Source organism: Shewanella sp. GD04112, from assembly GCF_029835735.1.
GTDB lineage: Bacteria > Pseudomonadota > Gammaproteobacteria > Enterobacterales > Shewanellaceae > Shewanella.
The window spans coordinates 3,501,870-3,524,054 of record NZ_JAOEAL010000001.1 but is presented as its reverse complement, the minus strand read 5'-3'; the positions used below and the strand labels follow the sequence as shown (position 1 = coordinate 3,524,054).

Genomic DNA, 22,185 nt, shown 5'->3' with positions numbered 1-22,185 from the left:
TCCGATGTTGCGTTTTCCCTTATCGAATAAAAGGAGTTTCTCATGGCCAATATTTTGATCATCGCCGGTGATTTTGTTGAAGATTATGAGTTAATGGTACCGTTCCAAGCCCTGCAAATGGTGGGGCACAGCGTAACGGTTGTCTGCCCTGATAAAGTGGCGGGACAAACCATTAAAACGGCAATCCATGACTTTGAAGGCGACCAAACCTATACCGAAAAACCAGGGCACTTATTTGCCCTAAATGGCAATTTTGTCGGTACCAACGCCAGTGATTTTGATGCGCTGCTGCTTCCCGGTGGTCGTGCACCTGAGTATTTACGCCTAAACCCTGCGGTTATTGCCTTGGTGGCTGAATTTGCCGCCCAAGATAAACCCATTGCCGCCATTTGCCATGGCGCGCAGCTACTGACGGCGGCCGATGTGGTACGCGGTAAGAAAGTGTCTGCCTATCCTGCTTGCGCGCCCGAAGTGAAACAAGCGGGCGCCGAGTACTGTGATATTGAGGTGACGGCGGCAATCACCGATGGCAAGTTAGTCACAGCGCCCGCATGGCCTGCGCATCCTGCATGGTTGGCGCAGTTTAACAAGTTACTGAATTAACGATATTCATCTAGCGTAATTTATGGCATAACAGTTCGGGTAGAGGCTTAAGTTAAGTATTCACTTGGGACTTAAGCATGACGCAATGGCTGGAGCTAAGCGCAATAGCTGCTTGGGGAGTAATATTGTGTGTGAAATCTATTCCGGTGCCGAACCCGAACTGTTTGAACTCAAAACCCGCTCCATTCGAATCGATGGGGTCGTGACGAGCGTGCGGCTCGAGGCGATTTTTTGGCAGATTATTGAAGAGATTGCCGAAGATGCTGAGCTGAGTGTGGCGGTGTTTTTAACCCGTATTTACCGTGAAGTGTTAACTCGGCAGGGCGAAGTGGCTAACTTTGCCTCTTTGCTGCGGGTTGCCTGCACCACCCATCTGAATCAGGGGCAGCGTTTGGTGTTAAAACCTAAGGTTGCGCTAAACGCGGCATCCTCTTAACTATCCATTTCATCTTTGCTGTTTGAAAAAGACAAAGCTTGCCGCGTTATTGCAGAGCCACTTTCTGGTGAACACTTGGAAACATGGGCATTTATCGGTTTAGCTGGCAAAGGCTTGGGTGTATTTCTGGATAATCTGTTCCACTTTTCCATCGGCTTTTAGCTGTGCTATCGCGTGATTGAGTGCGGGCAGTAGATCGGCATGCTCCTTACGTAGCCTTAACACCAATACGCCATCGGAATGCACTGCGGCCAATCCAACGGGGATCTTAAGCTTGTTCGACCAATATAAGGCGGGATAGTTACCCGCGATAATGGCCGTGATGCGGTGTTTATCCAATGCCTTAATCAGCTCTTGTTCCGAGGTAAAATCGACACGGATAAACTCTTTGTCGTCGTGGTACAAATATCCCCTGACGGTACCGATTTGCTTACCTTTAATTTCAGCGACTTCCTTAAAGGATTCGACATTCTCGGGTCTGGTCACCACGTATTCTGTGATGGGCATAATGGGATCGGATTTAACGAACGAGGGGCCAAAGTCTTGATCCGCAAACCAACTTGGGCTGACCACATCAAAGTCTAACTGGCCAGTTTCAAGGGCGTTGTTCGTCCGTTTCGGTGGCAAGGACAGGTTTTCGCCCTCGATATTGGCTAAGGATAAAATCAGTGGGATTAACTCAGACACCATGCCAGGGGCTTCGGGCTGGTTAGCAATAAAATAGGGATACCAAGAATAGGACCCGGTGATGTTGTACTTGAGTAATTGGGCAAAGGAGGGGGGAGTAAATAATAGAAGTAATAACACGGCGTGCGCTCGCCAACGATAGAGAATACTTCCTTTACCCATCTTGTCCTTCACTCCTTGGTTGAACGAGCTTCGTGGTGACTGCGCTACATCTTACCTAGCCATTGTGAAAAATTTGTTATCCGTAGCGCAGTTTCCCTATTCAAGCAGCTTTTTAGGCTTAAGCCAAGAGTTGGCACAAGGCCGGCAGCTGATTTTGCGGGTAAATTTGATAGGTTTTATGGTGCTTAATCAGGCTGGTCTTTTTATTGCCTTGGCTTATCAGCAAACCATGGGAGAGGGCGATTTGAGTCAACAGCTGCTCATCGGCGCGAACATACAAGTTGATCGGCTTGATGAGCTGATTATCTTGGATGTGTTGAGTAAACTCTTTTACATCAATTACTAAGCTTGATTGGCCATCGGCGTCCAGCTTGAGTTTGGTGTTAATCTCGGTGTCAGTAAACACTAGCCATTCGAGCTGTGTTAACTCGGCAATCATAGCGTTTAATGCGGTACCTAACTCCACGTGAGAGTTTTCAACACTCTGATATTGATGAACAATTCTTTCCAATAACCGCTTAAGTTCGGCGCCAGCACCTTGGCTGCGCGCCATACGGATCCATGCCGTGAGATCGTCGGCCACCAGTTTCGAGAAACGCTTTTCTTTGAGCGCCTCAACCATCCAGTTACACAGAAAATGACTCTCCTGCGCAGGTGTGCGTTGGGCTTTTTTAGCTTGGGCTGAGGCGGTTAAATCGGCAAGACCCGCGCGGGCGAGTTCGAGTACGGCTTGGTTATAGGTTTGAGAATTCATTGTGGCTCCGCCGCGGGCTAAAGGATTGATCTAATGGAACGTGTAGTATCGATTGCGGCCAAGCTAGTTTAGCAAAGCAGCCGCTAAATCGATAACGATTCTTAGCGGCTGTTTGGACGGGGGATGGATTATTCTGGTGCTCCGACGAGGCTGGCGGCGGTCAGAATCAACTTAGGTGCGGGTCTCACCTTATAGTTGGGATTCACATATTGGAAATGGATTAATCCTTGAGTGTCAGCGATATAAATTGCCGGAACAGGCAGAACTAAGCGTTTGTCGCCTTCGGGCGTTGTCCACAGTGGGTTATCCAGTTTTAAGCGACTCAGGTAAGTATCAGTGACTTGTTTGCTGGTGTAAAAGGCAAGACCAAAGGCTTGCGATGCCTGCATTTTTTCATCGGAAAGTAGTTGATATTTGAGCTCGTTTTTAGCGGCCGATGCCTTTAACTGTGCGGGCGTATCAGGGGAAATCCCCACCAGCTGAAAGCCCATGTCGATAAGTTTAGGTTCAATGGCTTTTAGTTGCCCCATTTGGTTGTTGCAAAAGGGGCACCAGCCGCCACGGTAAAAGAAGAAAATGGTTGGTTTTTGTGCGGTTAATTTTGCTAAGTCAACGCCTTGGCCATTCATATCTTGTAAGGTGATTGCGGGAATTTGCTCGCCATTGAGCAGTGGGCTAACCGAATATTCATCCTTAGCGATAGGTTGAGCTAACGTGGTAAAACTGCCAAGCAGTAGGCTGGTGGTCAGTAAAAAGCGCTGTAGTAGGGACGGCATAAGTAATCTCTCTGTGTTATGGGTTATTCTATCAATTCAAGCGATTGGCTCTGGTTTGTACGCTTGTTGGTCCGTGAATGGGGTTGACAGTTATAAGAACGGCGAATGTTGCAATTTATTGCAGTGTGTATCCAGATTTCGTGGTTTTTTAAAGCAATGTTGCTCAATCACCCAAAAGCTCGTTTTAGTCTCATATGAGTCAATGGTGTGAGCCGATAATGTGGGCTAATTGAGTGAGCTAATCGAGTCCGCTAATCAAGTGAACTAAGGTGGGGCGCCGAACGCGAAAGTGGTAATATTGCCACAGCCTTGAAAGGCAGAAGTAATATTTGGTAATTTTTTCAATAGGAAAGCCGTAAATGGATAAGGGATTATTTAACGCATTAAAGAAAGTCTATGTTAAAAAGTCGTACCGCAAAGACGAGCATGGTTACCAACAAAGAATCGATAATGGCGATGTGTTTGATGTCGATACGGGAACTTGTATCTACTCCTATCAAGGCCTATCTGATGCTGAAATCGCATTGATTGAACAGAGTGGCTATCCGGTCAACGACCGAGTTAACCTGAGCCATGATGATGTGGTGCTCGGCTATAAAGCGATACTAAAGCAGCCGAATCTTTCCCTCGAAAATGTACTGGCGGCCTATTTATGTGGTTTTTCAAGTTTCCCGCGCGGTCGTCAGCCAATACTCAGCTATCTGTTTGCGAAGGCGCTACCAGAACATTCGATGGCAACCGATAGTGACATTTGTCCCGTGTGTTCCATCAAGCGCGTTAACTGGATTGAGCAAGGGCAAAAAATCTTTTCCTGTTACGCTGGCAGTGTGTGGAACGAGCGCTGGGCGCACAACCTCATAGAATTACAAGAATTTTGTACGCTATCGCCTTGTAAACCCAGTGCCGAGGATGTGGCCATCTTCAGTGCGTTAATTGAGGCTATCCGTCAGGCTCCTTTGGATGAAACACCCGGAAAACTCGAGCAAAGGGTGAAGAAAGCCAAGATTATTCCTCAATTTAATCAGTACAGTTTCCGTGGCCAACTGATGGTGTTAGCTGAGCTTGGCATTATGCCAAATCCCTATGTTGCGCCGCTTTATGAAGCATTTACGCCATTTGAAGCGATCTGCAATATCAAATATCCGGGCAGTATTCGCTCTGACATCATCTTACCGCTTGCGAGCTGGCGCGGCGAGAACCCTATTGATGAGCACAGGCTTAAACAGTTATTTGGCCTGTTTATATCCTAGAGCCTGAGCCATGTTGGGTGTTAAGCACTCGGTTGGAGTTGAGTTGTCAATTGAGCAACTTATTCAATCTTGTGGTCGAGCATAAATGGCTTTAGGATGAATCACGAGTCCTATGTGCTCATATTTGTTGGCATCTTTATCGGTAGAGCACTGCACTATTGATGTTGAACGATGAGTTTGGGTTTTTGGCTATTTTCAATCTATACAAGGAGTTGTTGATGAAAAAAGTACTGTTATCCCTCGCCGCAATCATGACGAGCCAAGTTGTTTTTGCACAATCTATTTCGGATAAAAATGCACAGGATGCATTTATTTATGGTTATTCCATAGATGAAGCCTATAAGTTTTTCTACGAAACAGCAGTTAAAACCGATACTCCGCTAAATCGTTTCCAAAATATTCGCCATATTGCCGATGATACTTACACCGCGCATCCCACAATTAACAACGATACCCTGCACTTAATGGGATGGTTGGATGTGGCGACCGAACCTGTGATCGTAAGCGTGCCCGATATGGATAAAGGACGCTATTGGATCCTCCATACGATGGATATGGGCCATTACACAACCTCTATGATTGGTTCTCGTCTGAGGGGGAATGAAGGTGGGCGCTTTATGTTTGCAGCCCGCTCATGGAAGGGGGATGTCCCCGCGAGTGTAGACGAAGTGATTTATGTGGATTCGAATCTGATCAAGCTGATGGGGCGTATTATGGCCGTTGGCAAAGAGGATGAGAAAATCGCGTTAAATTATATGGATGATTGGAATATCCGTACTTTGTCTGCCTATCTTGGTGTGGCAGGTCCTAAACCTAAGGTGCGTACCTACCTCGATCCAGAGAAGACTAATTGGTTGCAAAGGGTCAATTATATGCTCTGCGATGGTGATATGGGGACTGCAGATAAGCAATGGTTGGCCCAGTTTAAGGATATTGGTCTGGCCCCTTGTAAGGAAGACTTCACGGCCGCCCAAATTGCTGCCGCTAAGGTCGGCGAAAAGTTAGGTATGAAACACATTATTGATTTAGCGCCTAAAATGACCAATGCGGGTAAGTTATTAGGTACTCGTGAGCAGTTGAGTGATGGTGCTCGTGACCTTTTCGCCGAAGGCACTTATCTTGGTCAGTGGGGATTGCCACCCGATGAGTCCGTTTATCTGAAGGAGGAAAAGGGCGATGACGGTAAATCTCTCAATGGTTCAAATGGCAAAAAATACGTGATGCATTTTAAAGCACCAGAGGTGAGTCAATTCTGGTCATTTACGGTTTATGGTTCAGATAACCGCTTGATGGCACACAACGCAATTAATCGTCATAGCCGTGGTGATCGCAACCTTAAACCCGATGCCAATGGTATGTATACCATTGAACTGAGTGCTAAGGGGGATGAGAGTAACAGTAATTGGTTGCCTATCCCGGAGAAGGACGCTTACATCATTATGCGGATGTACGGCCCGAATAAAGACATCCAAGAGGGGAAATATCCGTTCCCTAAAATTCAAGTTGTTAAGTAATTTTAAGCCCATTATTGGCTCAATAAAAAAGCGTCCTTTGGGACGCTTTTTTGTTTTTTATGACTAGACACCTTGGTGAGGTTTAGTTGCCTATGTCAGTTGTTTATTTCAGCTTTTTTGCCTTGCTTGGGGCTTGGCCAACTTTCATTTTTACGCGGCGGCCCTGCATGCTTTTTTCGGCAATGATCTGCTCGCTGACGTTGTCGAGTCGCTGTTGTTTCTTGGCAAAACTGCGGCGGGTTTGTAGCTGCTTTAACAGCAAGTCGCGGCTACCAACTTCGTATCCAGGAACGGTAATACGACGAATTTTTTGGCCGATAAGCTTTTCAATATCCGCTAAGGTGCGCTCTTCTTCACGGCTCACAAATGAAATTGCAACCCCAGATTTACCCGCGCGGCCGGTACGGCCAATACGGTGCACATAGTCTTCGGCGAGGAAGGGTAAGTCGAAGTTGACCACATACTCAAGGCTTGGAATGTCTAAGCCACGGGCGGCGACTTCGGTCGCGACTAAGACGCGTACCTTACCCGACATAAACTCACGCAATGCGCGGCGACGGCTACCTTGCGCCTTTTCACCATGGACGACTTCAGAGGGAATGCCGTCTAAATTCAATTCTTTCACTAAGGTGTCGGCCGCATCGCGCGTCGCGGTAAAGACCAACACTTGTTGCCAGTTCTTCTTGCCAATTAGTTCGGATAAGAGTTCACGCTTACGGCGCTGCTCAACCGGATACACCACTTGGCTCACGGTATCTGCGGTGGTGTTTTGCTTGTCGGCGCTGATGACTTGAGGCTTGACCATCATGTCGTTGGCCAGTTTTTTCACCGCACTCGAGAAGGTGGCCGAGAACAATAGGTTTTGACGCTTCTTATTCACCGCTTGGAGGATTTTTTGAATATCCGCATTAAAGCCCATGTCTAACATACGGTCGGCTTCATCGAGCACTAAAAAGTCGATGCTAGAGAGGCTTAAATTACAGGCGGTAAGGTGCTCGAGCAAACGCCCTGGTGTCGCGACAATAATATCGGCACCGCGTTTAAGTTTTTGCGCCTGAGTCTCAACCTTTACACCGCCGTAAATGGTTAACACGCTGAAATTTAAATACTTGCTGTAGGCTTCAACATTGTCGGCGACTTGAGCTGCGAGCTCGCGAGTCGGCGTTAAGATTAATACCCGTGCGTTCGATTTTAAAGTCTCGCTGGGATTTTCTACCATCTTTTGCAGTATAGGTAATGCGAATGCCGCCGTTTTACCTGTGCCCGTTTGCGCGCTGGCGAGCACATCTTGCCCGCGGCGGATGGCGGGGATCGCTTGCTGCTGAATAGGTGTCATTTTTTGATAACCGCAATCTGAGATAGCGCGTAAAATCTCGGGGCAAAAACTAAAAGATTCAAATCTCATTTTGGATTCCTGTTGTTCACTTATTCAATCACTCAAACGCCTTGACTCGAATGCAATCACTTTAACACCTGAGTCAAACCATCATGCGCTTGGTTACGCATTTCCCCATCCAGTATTTTACTGCACGGTGAGCATAAAAATGGCGGGCGCGGAGTATAGCAAAATTTTCGGTTAAAACCTGTACTTTTTAACCTTTTGGGCTTTTATGGGGCAGTGTTAGTAGGTTTTGATATGGATAAAGGCGTTGGAAAGGCTGAGGAGAGCGTCTCGCACCATTGTCTGTATCGACAATGGTGCGATAGGCATATTAACCAAAGGCGCGGCGTAGACCGAGCGCCTTTTCGGCGTTTTGTTTGAGGTGATTGGCGGCATCACCAATTTGATGGGTGGCGGCGAGGTTTTCGCTACTGGTTTGGGTGATGGAGTGAATGTTGTTAGTGATTTCATGCACCACTTGGCGCTGCTGATCGGCGGCCACCGCGTTTTGCTGGGCGAAGGTGTGGATCTCACTTACCTCTTGGTAAATGGTGTTGACGTTCTCGGCGGAAGTTTGAATATCGTTAGCACACAACTCGGCATGTTGACGACTTTGCTCCATCTCCTTCGCCCAAGCATTTAGCATGCTGAACATTTTGTCGACGCTCTGGGAAATACTGTTAGTTGATAACTGGGTACGGCTCGAAAGCGCGCGTACTTCATCAGCTACCACCGCAAAGCCGCGCCCTTGTTCACCCGCTCTAGCGGCTTCTATGGCCGCATTGAGGGCGAGCAGGTTAGTTTGCTCGGCAATCGAGTCAATCTCACCCATGGCACTGGCAACCCGCTCGGCTTCTTGATTGAGTTGATGGGCATTATTGGCCGCATCGGCGACGGATTTGGCTAATTGCTCAACTTTTTGGGTGTTGGCCTTCATATTGGCGCTGCTTTTGAGACAGAGATCATAGGCGGTGTTGATACTGGTCGAGGTCAGCTGAGTATTTTGCGCGACTTCGGCAATGGTCGAGCTCATTTCTTCCATTGCACTGGCGAGTTGCTCAAGCTGGTTTTTCTCTTGATCTAAACTGACATAGGTTTGCTCAGTGGTCACCACCAGCTGATCGGCAATGGCGTGCAACTGATGAGCCTGATCTTGAGTGCGTCCAAGTACGCCGTTCATCTTGGCTTGCAATAGGATCAATTGGAAATCGAGAATCGATGAGGTATCTGCGCCCGAGTAGATATAGCGGCTGATAGAGTCATATTTCTCCTGCATTTCAATCAATTTGGCTGGAATGCGAAAGGCCTCGTCGTAGAAAATGGCCAGATTGAGGCTCATCAAAACCGCCCCTGCGAAAATCACGCCCCAACCCCAAAAGTAACCTGCAATCAGTAAACCTGTGGTAGCGACGACTGCGGAGACAAAACGTTTTTGCATTAAGCTGAGTGGTTTAGGGATGGGTTTATTTTGTATTAGCCTGCGGTAGATCTCCGTGGCTTTACTGACATAGGCCGCCTGCGGCTGAATACGCACCGACTGATAACCTATGATAGTCCCATTCTCAAACAGGGGAGAAACAAAGGCATCGACCCAATAATAATCACCATTTTTACAGCGATTTTTGACTATGCCTCGCCAGGATTGGCCGGATTTCAGCTTTTCCCACATCTCTTTAAAGGCGTCACTAGGCATATCTGGGTGACGCACTTTGTTGTGGGGATAGCCAATTAATTCTTCGACACTATAACCTGATACTTCTGCAAAACGTTGATTAACATAGGTAATGATCCCACGGGTATCCGTTGTGGAAATCAATTCGTCATGTGGTGTGAGGCGGACTTCTTGTGCGTTACTGTGGAGTTGACTGGTTTTACTGCGGCTAGGGTTACTCTGGCTCATTTAGTGTGTCCATTCAGGGCCGATACGACTTTGGGGTAAATGTAACTGGTAAAACGGGTGCCAGCTCTCATTGGAGTCGGCTTATTATGTGATAATGGTATCATTTTTGTGTGGTTATTGGAGAGCGGTTTTTCGCTTTACCCGCAACAAAAGTAATGTTTTATTGCTTTTATAAGGTTTTGCAAACATTAGTGTTTTTATCTTAAAGAAAACGATTTTTTATCCTGTTTAATGGTTGATTTTGTGTTTTATCCGCTATCGATACTTGTGTGATTACCTTAAAACTTGACCTGTTACCTAAAGATTGGCCGTCATCACTTCAATCTCTTATCTTGTGGAAGCAGCACAAGGGGTGAAAACGGATGCTACATAACTAAGTGCAATTGTGAACTCGATGCTCGACATGGCCAATCCATATGCCTTCGACTTACCTAGCAAATGGTCGTTCACATAAGAACGAACTTAAGCCCAAAAAATTCATACGCTTAGTTTCTTTGAATTGCACGAAAAAGGTGAGCCAGAACTAGGGCCGATATATTGAGCCGAAAATAATCATTGAATGGTGACAGAGCAGCCCTCTTGCTAACGATTCACCTCTGAGTTTAAGGGCTAATATGTTCGCTAAAAAAACAGGCCGAAACTGGCTTTCATACGAAATGATGACTATACCTATTAAATAAATTTAATAGGCTTTTGAGAATAAGAATGAACTCAAATAATGAGCCAAATTATACATAATTTAATTCTATTTAAACGATAGTATATTCACCAAATTAATTTGGTTGTATTTATTCGTCTTGAGTTTTATTTTGGCGATTAAATGTTATTCGGTTGAAATGGGTTAAGTATTCAATAGGAAATAAAATGAAGTTCAGTCATAAGATTGTTGCAGCATCCTCAGTGCTATTGTTATTGACGGTCGCTTTATTAACGACAACCCAATATTTTACCATTCAAAAAGAAATGAAGTCGCAGCTTGAAACGAGCGTCACCGAAATTGTTGACGGCGTTCGTAATACTGTGTCCTCTGAAATTGAAGCCCGTAAAAAAATTGCCGCCTATACCACGAGTTTAATCGAGCAAGACCTCGAGCCTGAACACATATCGTCGGTCATTAACCTTCCTGTTGTTAAAAACACCTTTTTACTTGTCGGCTTTGGTTACGAAAAAGACGGTAGCAATATTAATAATGACCCGACTTGGGACCCCGGAGCTGGTTGGAACCCTAGAGTTCGCCCTTGGTATACGGACGCAAAACAATCTGACAAGTTGATTATTACAGCGCCTTATGCCGATTCTGCATCAGGGGAGATACTTGTCTCCATCGCTACCCCGGTCAAGGATAAGGGCGCGTTTATTGGCGCTATTTTTTATGATGTTAGCCTTGCTGGTTTAGCAAAGCTTGTGAATGAAGTTGAGCTATTTAATGCGGGCTATGTATTTATTATTTCTGGCGATGGAACCACTATCGCGCATCCCGATGCAAAACGAAATGGTTTACCAATGAGTGATTTTTTGCCCAATATCAAGGTGATGGAGCGTCCACAAAAAGTCACTCTCGATGGTAAAAACTATACCCTTGGATTCTCTCGAGTATCAGGGGAAGATTGGTATGTCGGTGTTATCTTAGATGAGGCTATTGCCTATGCTGCGGTGACGAACTTACGTAATAGTTCAATTTTTTATTCTGTGGTCGCCTTAATTATCAGTATCACAGTATTGCTGTTTTTAATAACGAGTTTAATGCGGCCATTACAGACATTAAATAATGCCATTCAAGATGTTGCTTCGGGTGAAGGTGATTTAACTAAACGCTTAAATACCAAAACCGATGCAGAGTTTTCATCTTTGGCGATTGGGTTTAATACCTTTACGAATAATTTGCAGCAATTAATTATTGAATCTAAGTCCATTGGACAAGAAATCCATAAAAGCTCCGAAATAACCTCATTAGAGTTACAGCAATCTACGGATGCGATGAACTCACAACTACATGAACTCGAACAGCTTGCAACCGCAATGCACGAAATGGCAACGACTTCATCCGATGTTGCCCGTAATGCTCAAGGTGCTTCTTCTGCGGCTAAAGAGGCGGATGAGGCAACGGGTGTGGGATCAAAAGTGGTCAGTGAAACCACCGATGCGATTAATGCCCTATCATCGAGAATCGACATGGCGGTGTCTGAAGTCAACGCATTGGGCGCTGCAACGGATAACATTGCCACTATTTTGAAAGTGATTAATGACATTGCTGACCAAACGAACTTATTGGCCTTAAACGCGGCGATTGAAGCGGCAAGGGCGGGGGATTCTGGCCGTGGTTTTGCGGTGGTCGCCGACGAAGTGCGAACACTCGCTCAAAGGACTCAGCAATCGACAACGCAAATTCGCTCTATGATAGAGCAGCTTCAGGCAGGCGCCCGTGCGGTGACCGATGTGATGAGTCAAAGTAAAGATAATGCCAAAGATGCCGTAATTCGTGCACAGGACGCCAATACGGCGTTGGATAAAATTCGTGAAGCCATCATGCAGATCAGCGATATGAATTTGCAGATTGCCTCCGCAGCCGAAGAACAAAGCTTGGTTGCCGAGGAAATTAATAACAACACCATTAGAATTAAAGATTTATCTGTGCAGGTGTCGAATGTCGCGGTCAATGCTAACACAGCGATGCATACGCAAACTAAGTACATCAAAGAGCAAGATACGATTCTGAACAAATTCATTGTGTAGCGTGATTGCCAATCTTTTAGCTTGCAACTAAGAGCGGCTGCGACTCGCTGTGGTCTGTTGGTGAGCGATGTTTTTTAATAGTGCCGTTCTACATATGGCCGTTTTACATGGAATCATTTCACATAAGGACGTTCTATACGGTGCCATTGAATGCTTTGGCATGATGGGCTGCACCTGAGTGTTGGACTTGGTGTTTTGCCTAAATTGAGTTGGTCATTGATGTTCCTTGAAGTGAAGCATTCATGAACCCCAGAGGTTCGCAACTTCGGGTCGCTTGAGTCTATCAATCATGATTTTATCCCGTCTTCGGGACGGAAAATATGAATATAGGAAGGCACTCATCATGAGTAGAATCGTACAGTTACTATTAGTTAGTCTGCTTCCAGTCACTATGCAGGTTTATGCTCAAACCACGGAAGAAGCTGAACGATTGCAACAGCTTGAGCAAAGGGTTAAGGAATTGGAGCAACAGGCAAAATCGACCCAGCAATCTAGCCAGGCAATGCAGTCCTCCTTGAGTAATAGCCAGTTTTCCCTCTATGGTTCCCTTCGCCCCACCTTAGAATACCAAGACAAGTCGGACGACCAATGGGACATCGGTGATGCGCTTTCGCGTTTGGGCGTAAAAGCAGAAACCGAATTTGCGCCTAATTGGCGTGCCATTGCCCGCGGCGAATGGAAAATTCGTCTCGACGATAATGGGCGATTTGGTGAGGCCCGCCTCGCCTTTGCGGGGATAGCCTCTCCCTATGGTCAGTTAACTTTTGGCCGTCAACGCCCAGTACAATATACGTTAGTGGCTGAATATATTGATGTGTTTAATAACGCTAATAGTCCATTTGGTTACAATCAAGAAAGTCCTTTCTTTGTTAATAATGCACTGATATACGAAGTGAAATTCCAACCTGTCACTATCATGGCATCTGGTATTTTTGATGGTAATGCGGGTGGCAGCGGTGCAGATGCGGTGAATGTCGGTGCAGGCTTTGATAAGTATGGCGTTCATTTTGGTATCGCATATTTGCAGCAGGATACTTATACCGGTGAGGTGAAAACGGGGGAGGAGCAGCTCACAGGCGGGGTTATCTCCTACGAGTTTAATAATGGTATTTATGCCGCTGTGGGTTATCAAAATAAGGAATACAAGTTCGATATGGGTGATAACCGCACTGGCAGCACCTTTGATAGTGCGTTAGCTATCCCATTTGGTAATGCCTATAAGCTGAAGCTAGGCTACTTTTGGTTTAAAGATGGGATAGAGGATAGTACGAGTCTGGATTATGACGGCTATAACCTCACCTTAGAATGGCAAGCGGCGAGCAATGTGCGCTTGCATCTAGAATGCCTGCAACAAAACAACGATGAACGTGAAGATGACACCATTTTTGCCTTGGGTGTTCGCTATGACTTTGATTTGAATTGGAAGATTTGATGGTTAGTGGTTTATTCAAAATCACTAAGCAATCATTAAGCAAAGTGTCGTTAGCGCTTTGGGAAAACGGCATATATCTAAAGATGGACTGTAAAGGCGAGGGATAAGGCGTGCATTTGAATGCACGCCTTTATTTTAGGGCTTTGATTAAATGGCTTTTGTTGCCTTTGTCAGCCACTCAAGCTCACTACCCGACATTAATGGCGATAAGGTGTTAAACACTTTCTGATGGTAAGCATTAAACCAGTCGATTTCGCCTTGGGTTAACAGGCTCTTATCAATAAGGCGAGCATCCATTGGGATCAGCGTTAAGGCATCGAATTCATACATTTCACGCTCTGCGCCCTTTAAGGCTTCGCAGTGTTGCACTACCACTAGGTTTTCTAAACGGATCCCAAAACTGTCGGCGCGGTAATAACCTGGCTCGTTGGATAACACCATGCCAGGCATTAAGGCGATGGCATTGAGGTTTTTACCGATGCGCTGCGGACCTTCGTGCACGCTGAGGAAATGGCCAACACCGTGGCCTGTGCCGTGGTCGTAATCAAATCCATGTTGCCACAGATATTGACGGGCGAAGGCATCGAGTTGTTGCCCTGTGGTGCCTTTCGGATAGCGGGCCTGATCTAAGGCGATATGGCCTTTTAATACCAAGGTGACCATTTTCTTCTGTTCATCGGTCACGTTACCAATGGCTATGGTACGGGTGACATCCGTGGTGCCGTCCAGATACTGAGCGCCAGAATCCACAAGGTAAATGCTGTTCATCGTCATCATGGCAGGCGTGCCATTGTTATGGTTGTAGTGGCACATGGCCGCATTAGCGCCAGCGGCGGAAATGGTATCGAAACTGGGTTCGCGATACTGTGGAACTTCGAGGCGGAAGCTTTCTAATTTGTCGGCGAGGGTTGCTTCATCGTGCAGACGATTGGCCGCGACCTCGGCATCGAGCCAAGCAAGGAAACGACTCACGGCCACACCATCACGGATATGGCTGGCGCGCATGCCCGCTAATTCGGCGGCATTTTTCTGTGCTTTAGGCAGGGAGACCGGGTCAATTCCGGCAATTAACTTGGCGCCTGCATCGCGGGCGATATTTTGTGCCCAAGCGTTGGCAGAATTTGGATCGGCGAGCAGTTTCACGCCCTGTAAGCTTGCCAAGGTATCGGCAAGCGAAGCTTCGCTCTTAAAGCTCACACCCGCTCCAACGTGTTCCTCAATGCCTTCAGGGAGTTTGCTTAAATCGGTAAACAGTTGCATATCGCCATTGGCGTGAAGTAGCGCGCAGCCGAGCACGACAGGCAGACGCGGTACGTCATTACCTCGGATATTGAGCAGCCAGCAGAAGGAGTCTAAAGCGGCGATCAGCGCGACATCGGCGCCGGCTTTTTTGACTAGTGCGCCAATCTCGGTGCGTTTTTGCAGGCTGGTTTTACCCGCGCTCTCATTACTAAATAACGTGATAGCTGCGCTCGACGGTGCAGGTCGATTTTGCCAGTGCTTATCAATCGGATTCTGTTCGACGGCAACCAGTTCAATTTGGGCTTTTGCTAACGTGGCTTTGGCGTTTTCAAACCAAGCTAAGGTGTGTAAACGGGCATCGAAGCCCACACGTGAACCAGCTGCAAGCGTATCGCATAGCCATTCGATTTGTGGTGTGTCAGTCAGGCTTTCATAACTAAAGAGATTTGCATCCACTTGCAGACGCACTTGCACCGTATAACGACCATCGGTAAAGATGGCGGCTTTGTCTTTTAAGACAATGGCCATGCCCGCTGAGCCAGTAAAATCCGTTGCCCAGTACAGACGCTCGTTATGCTCAGGCACATATTCGCCTAAGTACTCGTCCGCGCGCGGGATGATAAAGGCATCTAAATTGGCACTGGTGAGTTCACTACGAATGGCGGCAAGACGGTTAGCAATCTTATTCGGTTGTAGGGATTGTGATGACGATGGTAACGACATAGGGGCTCCAAATATTGGCATTGGCGGCTGACGTAGGCGGCCAAAATTATAATGCGTAATGCTGGCGAAAAGGATGCGAATTGGCGGCGATTATCGCAAGCTCTACGCTTAAGATGCAAGGGGATGGAATAAAGGATTTTGTATACAATTTTGTTTTTTCGGCATCACTTTGCGGTAACAAGGGTTGTGATCTTAAACTAATTTCCAAATTGAAATGTTATCTTTATCACTCAGTTCTTCCGACTAATTCTTACAAATTAGCTACTTAAGTTTTATTCAATCGCTAATATTTACCCATTATGCTAACATTCGCCATCTCCGCTCGGGGTCAGAGGGGAGCACATGTATCAGTGGAGTTGGCGATGCAAACATTAACAATAGACGTGGGCGGTAGCAAAGCCCTGTTCGAACTTCAACTCAAGGGGCATACAGAACAATATAAAATCCCCACGGGTGAAGGCTTTAAAATTGAAGATTTAAATGATCAAATCGCGGCGCTGGAACGGGATTATGATTTACAGCATTACCAGTTAGCGATCGCTGTACCTGGACTCGTACAACAGAATCGTTTGGTGTCCTGTAAATCTCTACCTGGTCTCAATGGGCTAAGCTTTGAAACCTTGAAAACCCAAGGTGAACTTAAGTTTATCTGCAATGATATCGACGCCGGTATGCAGGCAACCTGTGATGAAAAATATGCCTGTGAGTTGTTAGTCATGTGTGGCACTGGGATTGGCATGTCGATCGCGTTGAGCGGCAAGGCTTTTACGGGGGCTACGGGAGTGGCGGGGGAGCTTGGGCATTGCCGAGTGATGACGGAGGCGGGGGAGTTTAGTCTCGAACAGCTCGCCAGCGGCGATTCTATCCGCAGCCGTAAGATTTCCACCGCCGATGATTTATATCTCGCCGGAACTTATCTGGGGATGGGGTTAGCGTGGGCGGTCAATCTGTTTAATCCTAATCGGATTTGGTTAGCGGGCGGCATGATGAACAGCGCGCCGTACTACAAGGGTTGTCTGGATAGTTTAAGACGCATGGCTCTCAGTGCACCGTTAGCCGAAATGAAGATTAATCGTGTCGATGATATGGAGACCTTAGTCTGTCGTGGCTTATCGGTGATCTTGGCTAGGGATTACTCGAAGGACGCCGCCTAACGGCTTTCGATTGAGGTGCGAATTGGTCAAGATTGAGGCGTGATAAGTTCGTTCAGGCTATCAATCTTGGCTTACTGACGCTGATATTGATTCAGATATTGGTTCAGATTAGGTCGAGAACAACAGCATGCGGCCATCGGATTTGTGTGTTTGCAGTGCACTCTGCATATCACCTGGTTCGATGACCGCATTTTTGTTTGCACGAGTTATCAAGTTGCGTCTTGCAAACCGCTTTCTTAAGACTTTCGATTTATTTTTATTGTCTTCCCTATTGGCGATACGAGTCGATGATAGGAGCCATAGCTTAAGCAATCCTTTTAAATACAATTCATTGCTCATTTTTTGCACTCAATGGTTTTACTTTTCCTTTAAGCGAATCCTGTGTTGGTAATCGGTGCAACGGCCCGTTTATTAATATTTAGTTGCAATTTAACGCTATAGCGGCATATGCTAATTAACGTAATGACAGCGTTGTCATTAGTGATAAAGGCAAACCAATCGAAAGATTGGGACGCAAAGCCTCCGGTCTAAGGGTTCGTTTGTACCTATGATAGCGGGGATACCACAGGTTGTTTCTTCATGCTGCCGTTGTACGCACATGGTTTTAAGAGTGTTGTTTCCTGTCTACGCTTTGTTTGCCTTATTGATGCATAACTTACTCAATAGGGAAATCTCATGTTTAAGACTCAAATCTCCACCTCGGCGATGTTGGTGGCCTCGGTGCTGGCATCCGTTGCCAGTTTTCAAGCCTTTGCTGCGCTCCCCGGTAAACCGACTTTAGGTTGGGGGGAAACCAAGTTTGCCATTATCGAGGTGAATCAAGCTGCCTCAGCCTATAACCAATTAGTGACGGTTAAAGATGCCGCCGATGTGTCGGTGACGTGGAACTTGTATAACGGCGATATCGGCAATAAGGCGCAGGTGTTACTCAACGGAAATGTGGCATGGGAAGGTCCATCGAGTGCGGCGGGTACGGCCAATTTCAAGGTCAATAAGGGCGGGCGCTATCAAATGCGCGTGCAGCTTTGTAATAACGAAGGTTGCAGTGCCAGTGATGCGAGGGAAATCTTAGTCGCCGATACTGATGGCAGTCATTTACTGCCACTCAATGCGTCTTTGAAGGAAAACAATCGTCCCTATGCGAATAAATCCGGCAAAGTGGTGGGAAGTTACTTTGTGGAGTGGGGTGTTTATGGGCGTAAGTTCCCCGTTGATAAGATCCCTGCACAAAACTTAACCCATATTTTATATGGCTTTACCCCGATTTGTGGCGGCAATGGCATCAACGACAGCTTAAAGGAAATCGAAGGCAGCTTTGAGGCGTTGCAGCGCGCCTGTGCTGGCCGTGCCGATTTTAAAGTGGCGATCCACGACCCTTGGGCAGCGGTGCAAATGCCGCAGGCGGGTGTGAGTGAGTATTCCGATCCCTACAAAGGCAACTTCGGCCAATTGATGGCGTTAAAACAAGCCTATCCCGATCTGAAGATCCTCCCCTCCGTTGGTGGCTGGACGCTCTCAGATCCCTTCTACTTTTTAGGGGATAAAACCAAGCGCGACACCTTTGTCGCCTCAGTGAAGGAGTTTTTACAAACTTGGAAGTTCTTCGATGGTGTCGATATCGACTGGGAATTCCCCGGCGGCAGTGGTGCTAACCCAAGCTTAGGTAATGCCAATGACGGACAAACCTATGTCACCCTGATGCGTGAATTGCGGGCGATGCTCGATGAGCTCAGCGCCGAAACCGGACGCACCTATGAGCTGACGTCGGCCATCAGTGCGGGCGGCGATAAGATTGCTAAGGTCGATTATCAGGCGGCGCAGCAATATATGGATTACATCTTCCTGATGAGTTACGACTTTAACGGCGGCTGGACCAACACTGAGCTGGGGCATCAAACCAATCTCTATGAGGCTAGCTGGGATCCTAATACCCGATACACCACGGACAAAGGCGTAAAAGCCCTGCTCTCTCAAGGGGTGACCCCGGGTAAGATTGTGGTCGGCGCTGCTATGTACGGCCGCGGCTGGACTGGGGTCAATGGCTATAGCGGTAACAATCCTTTCACGGGCACTGCAACGGGCAAAGTGAAGGGCACTTGGGAAGCGGGCGTAGTGGATTATCGCCAGATCGCCAAGGATTATATGGGCGCAGGTTGGAGCTATGCCTATGATGAAACCGCTGAAGCACCATCTGTCTTTAATGCATCTACGGGTGATTTAATTACCTTCGACGATGCTCGTTCTGTTAAAGCCAAGGGTCAATACGTGCTGGCCAATCAGCTCGGTGGTCTGTTCGCCTGGGAAATTGATGCCGATAATGGCGACATTCTCAATGCCATGCACGAAGGTCTAGGTCATGGCGAGGGCACAACGCCACCAGCGAATAAAGCGCCGATTGCCAACGCGGGAGCGGATATCACGGTAACCGGTACAGCGGATGTCACGCTAAACGGCAGCGCGTCGCGGGATCCTGAAAACGGCGCCTTGAGTTATCAATGGAGCCAAGTCTCTGGCCCAAGCTTAAGTATCAGTAATGCGGATATGGCCAATGCTATGGTGCAACTGAGCGCGACGGCGTCGGATGTGGTGTATGTGTTTAGCCTGCGAGTCACAGATCCTGAGGGATTATCTTCAACCGACACTGTGACTCTCACCCATAAGGCCGAGACGGCAAACCAAGCGCCAGTGGTGACTGTGCCTGCGACTGTAACGCTTGAAGCGGGGCAATCGGTGAGCATCAATGCGACGGCGACCGATGCCGATGGCGACAGCCTCACCTACGCATGGACAGTGCCAAGCGGCGTAGCGGCGAGTGGACAAAACACTGCCACATTGGTGGTGACGGCGCCAGCTGTTACTCAGTCGACCCAATACAGTTTGAGTGTATTAGTCTCCGATGGCGCCTTAGATGCCAGTGCTGCCTTGACCTTAACCGTGACGCCTAAGGCGACGGGCGGTCAATGTGACGCAACTGACCCCAATGCGGCCAACTATCCCGCTTGGAATGCGACAAGCATTTACAACACAGGTGATACAGTGAGTTATAACCAACTGGTTTGGAAGGCGAAATACTGGACTCAAGGTAACACACCTTCAAGAACCGCCGACCAATGGCAATTGTTGAGTCAGGTTGAGTTAGGCTGGGATGCGGGCGTTGCCTACAACGGCGGAGCAACGACTAGCTATAACGGTCGTCAGTGGCAAGCCAAATACTGGACTAAGGGTGATGTCCCCGGTGTCGCAGCAGTATGGACGGATATTGGCGCGGCGTCTTGCCCTTAGTCGATAGGGATTAAAGACAAAAAAGCCCTGCAATGCAGGGCTTTTTATTAAGGAATACAGCGTAAGATTAATTTATCTTCAGCAGCTCAACATCAAAAATCAGTACCGAACCGCCGCCAATTTTGCCTGTGCTGCGGTTGCCATAGGCCAGTTCGCTAGGAATAAAGAAGCGATACTTGTCGCCCTCGACCATCAGTTGCACGCCTTCAGTCCAACCTTTAATCACACGATTGAGTGGGAAGGCTATGGGTTCGCCGCGCTCGACCGAGCTATCGAACACTGTGCCATCAATTAAGGTGCCGTGGTAATGCACTGTCACTGTATCACTCGCCTTAGGATGAACTGTGCCAGTGCCTTGCTGTAACACTTGATATTGCAACCCAGAGACGGTGGTTTTCACCCCTTCTTGGGTTTTGTTTTGCGCTAAAAACTCATTACCTAAACGGATATTTTCTTGGGCCGCTTTTTGGTTATTCATCGAGGTAAAGAAGTAAAAAATCACCCCAGCAATCACAACAACGGCAAGTAACATTTTCATTTTAAGGAGCACCTCAGTCAATTTTGGTCATGTTATCAGTTTTTTAGCCGAAGTGGCTAGCGCCTCGATTTGGCGCGGTGTTGGATGATTCGCGTTACATTTTCTCACTTTTTTAAAATGGTTAAAGGCTTTATCCCGTTTTAGAGATCGCTTAACCTGTGACATTAGACTCTACAAAAACTCAATAAAAACAGATAAGAAGAATAAACAAGGACAGTCTTATGTTAACCAAAGCGGCAAAACCTCTGGTCAAGCTCGTCGACCGATATTTACCCGATCCTTATATCTTTGTCTTGCTCTTAACCTTAGTGGTGCTGATTTCGGCCGTGGTAGCCGAGCAGAAAACCCCACTCGAAGTCATCAATTACTGGGGCGATGGCTTTTGGGCGCTGCTGAGTTTTTCGATGCAGATGCTATTAGTGCTGGTGGCGGGATTTATGCTCGCCAGCTCGCCACCGATTAAGAAATTACTCGATGGCATCGCAGGATTTGCCAAGTCGGCGCCTCAGGCCATTATCTTAGTGACCTTGGTTTCCCTCGCCGCCAGTTGGATTAACTGGGGATTTGGTTTAGTGGTCGGCGCCTTATTCGCTAAGGCCTTAGCGCGTAAAGTACGTGTGGATTACCGTTTATTGGTCGCCAGTGCTTACTCGGGATTTGTGGTTTGGCACGGCGGCCTAGCGGGCTCTATTCCGTTAACTATTGCCACTGCGGGGCATTTCTCTGAATCACAAATCGGTATTATCCCCACCAGCGAGACCATCTTCGCTAGCTTTAACCTGCTGTTAGTGCTGATTTTATTTGTGGTTATGCCATTGGTGAACCGCTTTATGTTGCCCGAAGACAAAGACAGCATTTATGTCGACCCTAAGGCGCTTGAGGATGGAGGCGCAGACGATAAAGCGGTACAGTTAACGGCCAATACGACTCGTCCTGCGGATAAATTAGAAAACAGTCGCTTGCTTGGTTGGAGTGTCGGCGGCGCGGGACTCGTTTACTTAGGCTATTACTTTGCGGTGCAGGGCGGCAGCTTAAACCTTAACCTAGTCAATTTCTTATTTTTATTCCTCGCCATAGTGCTACATCAAACGCCACGCAGTTTATTACTGAGTCTCAACGAGGCCATTAAAGGCGGCGCGGGTATCGTCATCCAGTTTCCTTTTTACGCCGGCATTATGGCGGTGATGGTGCAATCGGGGTTAGCCCAGAGTATTTCCGAAGGTTTTGTGGCCATCGCCAGCGCCGAAAGTCTGCCATTTTGGAGCTTTATCAGTGCAGGGATTGTGAATATTTTCGTGCCTTCGGGGGGCGGACAATGGGCGGTGCAGGCGCCGATTATGTTGCCTGCGGCCGAAGCCTTGGGCGCCGATGTAGCACGGGTCGCTATGGCAGTGGCTTGGGGTGATGCGTGGACCAATCTTATTCAGCCTTTCTGGGCGCTGCCAGTGCTAGCGATCGCCGGATTAAAGGCGAGGGATATCATGGGGTTCTGTTTAATGCAGTTGCTGATAACCGGGGTGATTATCAGTATCGCCCTCAGCTGGTTTTAAGATCAAAGTGAGCAGTTTTGATAAAGGGCAATCAACTTGCCCTTTATTTTTATCTTCTTCTTTTTCTC

The 22,185-nt window shown here is 47.4% G+C and carries 16 protein-coding genes and 1 riboswitch; of the genes, 9 read left to right on the top strand and 7 right to left on the bottom strand.

Features of this window, described 5'->3' with window-relative positions; all coding sequences use genetic code 11:
- The first annotated feature begins 42 nt into the window (after positions 1-42).
- Entirely contained in the window at positions 43-603 is a 561-nt protein-coding gene (locus N7386_RS15545) for a DJ-1/PfpI family protein (RefSeq protein WP_089067279.1), read from the top strand.
- A gap of 127 nt (positions 604-730) precedes the next feature.
- A complete protein-coding gene (locus tag N7386_RS15540; RefSeq protein ID WP_086903349.1) occupies positions 731-1,039 on the top strand; it encodes a ribbon-helix-helix domain-containing protein in 309 nt (102 codons plus the stop codon).
- Between the two features lie 99 nt (positions 1,040-1,138).
- Here the strand turns inward: N7386_RS15540 and N7386_RS15535 are convergent, their stop codons facing one another.
- The 3 genes from N7386_RS15535 to N7386_RS15525 form a co-directional block, all read right to left on the bottom strand.
- On the bottom strand, positions 1,139-1,888 hold the full coding sequence (locus tag N7386_RS15535; protein ID WP_279769555.1) for a transporter substrate-binding domain-containing protein: 750 nt from the start codon (positions 1,886-1,888) through the stop codon (positions 1,139-1,141).
- A 118-nt stretch (positions 1,889-2,006) separates the two neighbouring features.
- On the bottom strand, positions 2,007-2,642 hold the full coding sequence (locus N7386_RS15530; protein ID WP_126511683.1) for a DUF2913 family protein: 636 nt from the start codon (positions 2,640-2,642) through the stop codon (positions 2,007-2,009).
- 128 nt (positions 2,643-2,770) lie between these two features.
- The gene (locus N7386_RS15525; protein ID WP_089067281.1) at positions 2,771-3,418 is read right to left on the bottom strand and encodes a peroxiredoxin-like family protein; all 648 of its coding nucleotides are present in this window, start codon (positions 3,416-3,418) and stop codon (positions 2,771-2,773) included.
- 359 nt (positions 3,419-3,777) lie between these two features.
- Between N7386_RS15525 and N7386_RS15520 the strand changes: the two genes are divergently transcribed.
- Complete coding sequence (locus tag N7386_RS15520) at positions 3,778-4,668, top strand: hypothetical protein (protein WP_279769552.1); 891 nt, start codon at positions 3,778-3,780, stop codon at positions 4,666-4,668.
- Positions 4,669-4,886: 218 nt separating this feature from the next.
- On the top strand, positions 4,887-6,182 hold the full coding sequence (locus N7386_RS15515; RefSeq protein WP_126511680.1) for a DUF1254 domain-containing protein: 1,296 nt from the start codon (positions 4,887-4,889) through the stop codon (positions 6,180-6,182).
- Between the two features lie 103 nt (positions 6,183-6,285).
- On the opposite strand, the gene N7386_RS15510 is transcribed toward N7386_RS15515, so the two are convergent.
- Together N7386_RS15510 and N7386_RS15505 are read right to left on the bottom strand one after the other, a co-directional pair.
- Complete coding sequence (locus N7386_RS15510) at positions 6,286-7,587, bottom strand: DEAD/DEAH box helicase (RefSeq protein WP_279769550.1); 1,302 nt, start codon at positions 7,585-7,587, stop codon at positions 6,286-6,288.
- 307 nt (positions 7,588-7,894) lie between these two features.
- Positions 7,895-9,463: a PAS domain-containing methyl-accepting chemotaxis protein gene (locus N7386_RS15505; protein WP_279769549.1), complete on the bottom strand. Its 1,569-nt coding sequence runs from the start codon at positions 9,461-9,463 to the stop codon at positions 7,895-7,897.
- Between the two features lie 864 nt (positions 9,464-10,327).
- Between N7386_RS15505 and N7386_RS15500 the strand changes: the two genes are divergently transcribed.
- Positions 10,328-12,196, top strand: a complete 1,869-nt coding sequence (locus tag N7386_RS15500; RefSeq protein WP_279769548.1) for a methyl-accepting chemotaxis protein — start codon at positions 10,328-10,330, stop codon at positions 12,194-12,196.
- A gap of 343 nt (positions 12,197-12,539) precedes the next feature.
- On the top strand, positions 12,540-13,628 hold the full coding sequence (locus N7386_RS15495; protein ID WP_279769546.1) for a porin: 1,089 nt from the start codon (positions 12,540-12,542) through the stop codon (positions 13,626-13,628).
- A 147-nt stretch (positions 13,629-13,775) separates the two neighbouring features.
- Here the strand turns inward: N7386_RS15495 and N7386_RS15490 are convergent, their stop codons facing one another.
- Positions 13,776-15,593: an aminopeptidase P family protein gene (locus tag N7386_RS15490; protein WP_279769544.1), complete on the bottom strand. Its 1,818-nt coding sequence runs from the start codon at positions 15,591-15,593 to the stop codon at positions 13,776-13,778.
- A gap of 362 nt (positions 15,594-15,955) precedes the next feature.
- Between N7386_RS15490 and N7386_RS15485 the strand changes: the two genes are divergently transcribed.
- Together N7386_RS15485 and N7386_RS15480 are read left to right on the top strand one after the other, a co-directional pair.
- Positions 15,956-16,747: an ROK family protein gene (locus tag N7386_RS15485; protein WP_126511677.1), complete on the top strand. Its 792-nt coding sequence runs from the start codon at positions 15,956-15,958 to the stop codon at positions 16,745-16,747.
- 478 nt (positions 16,748-17,225) lie between these two features.
- Positions 17,226-17,314, top strand: a riboswitch (cyclic di-GMP riboswitch).
- 108 nt (positions 17,315-17,422) lie between these two features.
- A complete protein-coding gene (locus N7386_RS15480; protein WP_279769541.1) occupies positions 17,423-20,029 on the top strand; it encodes a glycosyl hydrolase family 18 protein in 2,607 nt (868 codons plus the stop codon).
- A 67-nt stretch (positions 20,030-20,096) separates the two neighbouring features.
- On the opposite strand, the gene N7386_RS15475 is transcribed toward N7386_RS15480, so the two are convergent.
- Positions 20,097-20,567 carry an FKBP-type peptidyl-prolyl cis-trans isomerase gene (locus tag N7386_RS15475; RefSeq protein WP_086903332.1) on the bottom strand — a complete coding sequence of 157 codons (471 nt, stop codon included), beginning with the start codon at positions 20,565-20,567 and terminating at the stop codon, positions 20,097-20,099.
- Between the two features lie 221 nt (positions 20,568-20,788).
- On the opposite strand from N7386_RS15475, the gene N7386_RS15470 reads away from it, so the two are divergent.
- Positions 20,789-22,117, top strand: a complete 1,329-nt coding sequence (locus N7386_RS15470) for a short-chain fatty acid transporter (RefSeq protein WP_133180974.1) — start codon at positions 20,789-20,791, stop codon at positions 22,115-22,117.
- Positions 22,118-22,185: the final 68 nt, after the last annotated feature.